The following is a 3,275-nucleotide window of genomic DNA, read 5'->3' as shown; positions in this document are numbered from 1 at the left end:
AGTTAATGCTGCGCCTTTGGCTGCTGATTCAGATTCACGCTGCAGCGCTCGCTTAACCCAGTAATCATTGTTTTTCGTCATCTACCGGCTCACCGCCTGCAGCTCCCATAGCGCCATCAAACATGCCAGAACCAAACTGCTCCATGGCTTCTTGCTGCTCTTTCTTGATTTGTTCAAGCTCTTCGTCCACGTCCTGTACCCATGGATGGTTAGCAAGTTGCGTCCGCTTTGAGATAATACCAACGCTATTTCGTATGTTGGTGATGATGTCCGTCTCATTAACCGGCATATCGGCGTTAAACGTGATACTGAATGTCTCGTTGGTAAAGTCGCCTTTGCCGACAATCTGAAGATAGACATCAAAAAACACCTTCAGTTGCAAGAAGGTGTCCTGTAACTCCGCAGCAAGTGCGGCGCAATCTGTATCAAGATCCATATACCTGAAATTAATAGCCGTACCACTGGCATTGCCAAGGTCGGGGTCTTTGGTATCGACGGCTGAGGCGAAGTCGAACAAGTCACGGCGGTTCTTATCCAAGAAAGCCATAACTGCATCAATATTGATGTCTGCCTGCAGCTTGTCTACATCACCTGTTCCCTCTACTTTTATCGCCATGTTTTCTCGTAAATCTCGGAGAAACTCTGCTAAGTCTGCGCCCCCATAATCCTTGAGGATATAAATAAACTTGGCTACATCTCGTAGTACATCCGATGTGACCGAACTCTGCCAGTTGATATCATCGATAAGATCCTTGATGTAATACTGCAGCGGCAGCCCTTCTTCATTATACTTTACCCATGCCAGCGGCACAGTTTCGAAGTTGTACGGCTTACCATTAATCTGAAAGTGCGACTCTTCCGGTTCAAAATCCGTATCGGGTACCAAGGTTGTGGCACCTTGTCCATTACTCCTAAAGCGTTTTACTCCGCTTTCATCCCAATATTCTACCCGCATAACCGTCTTCTTGTTGCGGCCATCATAAACAACTTGATCATAGAAACGGATGTATGCCCCAATTCTGGTATGCTCTGCGTCCTTCCACAGTGGGATAACTTCATGTGACGGCAGTCGCATGAATCGCAGCTTTCCATCTTCGAAAAACGGCGCCAGATAGGCGATACCGCTCTTTACCGCACCTTTGCCAAGCGACTTGATCTTACGGCGAAATTCATTGTCGAATATAGCACTTAGCTCTTGAGCGTATTTCTTATTCTCACATTCAACCGTAAACGGTTTAGAGAGCAAATAATCCGCCTTTTGATTAACAAGCTTCTTTAATATCGGATGCTCCAACTTTACGTTTGAGCGGTTCTCCAGCTCAACAGTCTTTCGCTGCACATCTGACCGATTGCGATAATACTGTTCGGCTTCAAGCATTCGCCGGTACTGTTCGGATGCCTTGAACTCCTTAATCTCTTCCTCGCATATTTCAGATAACGTCATCGGCGCGTTGCCCTTTAGAATCTGCCCGATCTCCTGCAGCCTGCTTGCAAACAAAAGTAATCACCTCACTTTAACACGGAAATACTTGCTTGTTTCATGTCATCTTCAAGAGCGTACCTTGTAGCATCTATACTGTGGTTGTCCTTGTCGGGATACTCTGCTTTAAATCCCCCGTTTCCATCTGGTGTAAGCTCATAGCCATAGAACTCACGCTTTGTATTAGGGCAGCGAACAGGGTCAATTATGATTTCCTCCAGGTCTTGCAGGAACTTAATTCCGTAATCAACAGAATCAGGGCCTTTCTTAGCTCCCTTAATGCGAACACCATAGCTCTTAATTTCAGCTATGGATTTAGGTTCAGCGCTATCTCCAATAACCTGTCCATTCTGCTTATTTTCCTCTTTGATGTGTTCTGCCGCCTTCTTATTGCTGAACTGCACCTTATGGTGTTCATGAAAGATATATAGCCTTCTGCGAGTCTTATCAAAGTGCATAACGCCGTAGTGAAACGGGTCTTTTGCATACCCGAAGTCAACACCTCTGCGAATGCGGTCGAATATACGTATTTCATCATCTGTGATCTGCCTAAACGTGAGGTTAGTGAATACCTCCCCGCCTGTACCCGTAACCTCGCCAAGATATTCGTGTTTGTAGTTGTCAGGTTTAGTTGCTAAAAGATGCTCAGCTTCAATAAAAAACTGTTCGCCCAGCCATTGCCGAGAAACAGTTAAATAAGTGCTATGATGAACAAGTCTATCATTTCTCTGTTCTGTAACTTCCGCGTTTACCCAGTTGCGTTGCGACTTCGGTGGGTTATACGAATAGAAGACAGTGAACGTTTGGCCACCACGAAGCAACGTTTGGTTAATCGTCCGTATTGCCTCCATCCCATCAAATTCATCCACTTCTTCAAACCAAACATATTTAAAATAACCCTTAGAAACCTTGGCAGACTTTATCTTTTTCGGACTATCGGCGCCGCGAAATAGAATTTTCTGCCCTGTAGGTAAATATGTCAGTTCCAGTTTGGCCTTTGGGATATCCCACAAGTGAGAAACACTCAATTTTTCGATTGCCCAGGCTAATTGTTCGAATACAGATTCGCGGAGTGTTTCCTTTACCTTTCTGAGGGCCACCCCATTTGCATCTGGATCCCGCATCATTCCGAGTATGATCTCCATACTGATAAAGGATGACTTTGTACTTCCGCGGCCGCCCTTAAGCCAGTAATGTGTGTAAAGGTCCTCTTTCAGCGCGTGGTGAATATCGTAGAAACTAGGCGCGATCAGATTCGAAAGTGGAACCTTAATCATTGCCGTTCCCTTTCGGAATGTCGTCTACTATTTGGACGGCTCCTTGCACGTCTACCTGTTGTCTATCGAGCCACATTCCGAATCTCTTGCCGAGCAGTTCCAGCGCCTTATTCTTGTCAGCGAAACGAATTTCTCGCTCGATCATCTCGCCCGTATCGGAATAAGAGGTCTTTACCTTGACAGAGGCAATTGCAGCCGTGTCCTCGCTACTGGCGTTTTCACGTATCGTTGCGTTCTTTATGTCTATAACATCCGAAGCATTTACGAAGGCGATTCTCCCCAATTCCCGAATGATCCGCTCCTGATTTACGCCCGTCCTTTTTGACAGTTCGGCCATCCGAGTGTCTATATATGCACGTATATTAGGTTTGGTCAAGTTTTCCGAACCAATCTCCTTTGCTGTTTTCGGACTGTAGCCCGCCCGGATCGCCGCCTGCGTGGCATTGAGGTCAATTAGATATTCATCAGCAAACCGTTGTTGCTTGGCCGTCAATGCCATGTGTATCACCATCCTTTCA

The 3,275-nt window shown here is 46.0% G+C and carries 3 protein-coding genes; all 3 read right to left on the bottom strand.

Features of this window, described 5'->3' with window-relative positions; genetic code table 11:
- Nucleotides 1-64: 64 nt before the first annotated feature.
- Nucleotides 65-1,498 (bottom strand): phage portal protein, encoded by a 1,434-nt coding sequence (locus PPOP_RS13075; RefSeq protein ID WP_006286955.1) that lies wholly within the window; start codon nucleotides 1,496-1,498, stop codon nucleotides 65-67.
- Nucleotides 1,499-1,509: 11 nt separating this feature from the next.
- Nucleotides 1,510-2,757, bottom strand: coding sequence for a PBSX family phage terminase large subunit (locus PPOP_RS13070; protein ID WP_006286954.1), 1,248 nt, complete (start codon nucleotides 2,755-2,757; stop codon nucleotides 1,510-1,512).
- Nucleotides 2,750-3,275 (bottom strand): terminase small subunit (locus tag PPOP_RS13065; protein WP_234399827.1); only part of this gene is annotated, 526 nt, incomplete at its 5' end. The genes PPOP_RS13070 and PPOP_RS13065, both read right to left, overlap by 8 nt.

Origin of the sequence: Paenibacillus popilliae ATCC 14706, from assembly GCF_000315235.1 — a bacterium.
Lineage (GTDB): Bacteria > Bacillota > Bacilli > Paenibacillales > Paenibacillaceae > Paenibacillus_B > Paenibacillus_B popilliae.
This window is presented reverse-complemented; position numbering and strand designations above follow the sequence as displayed.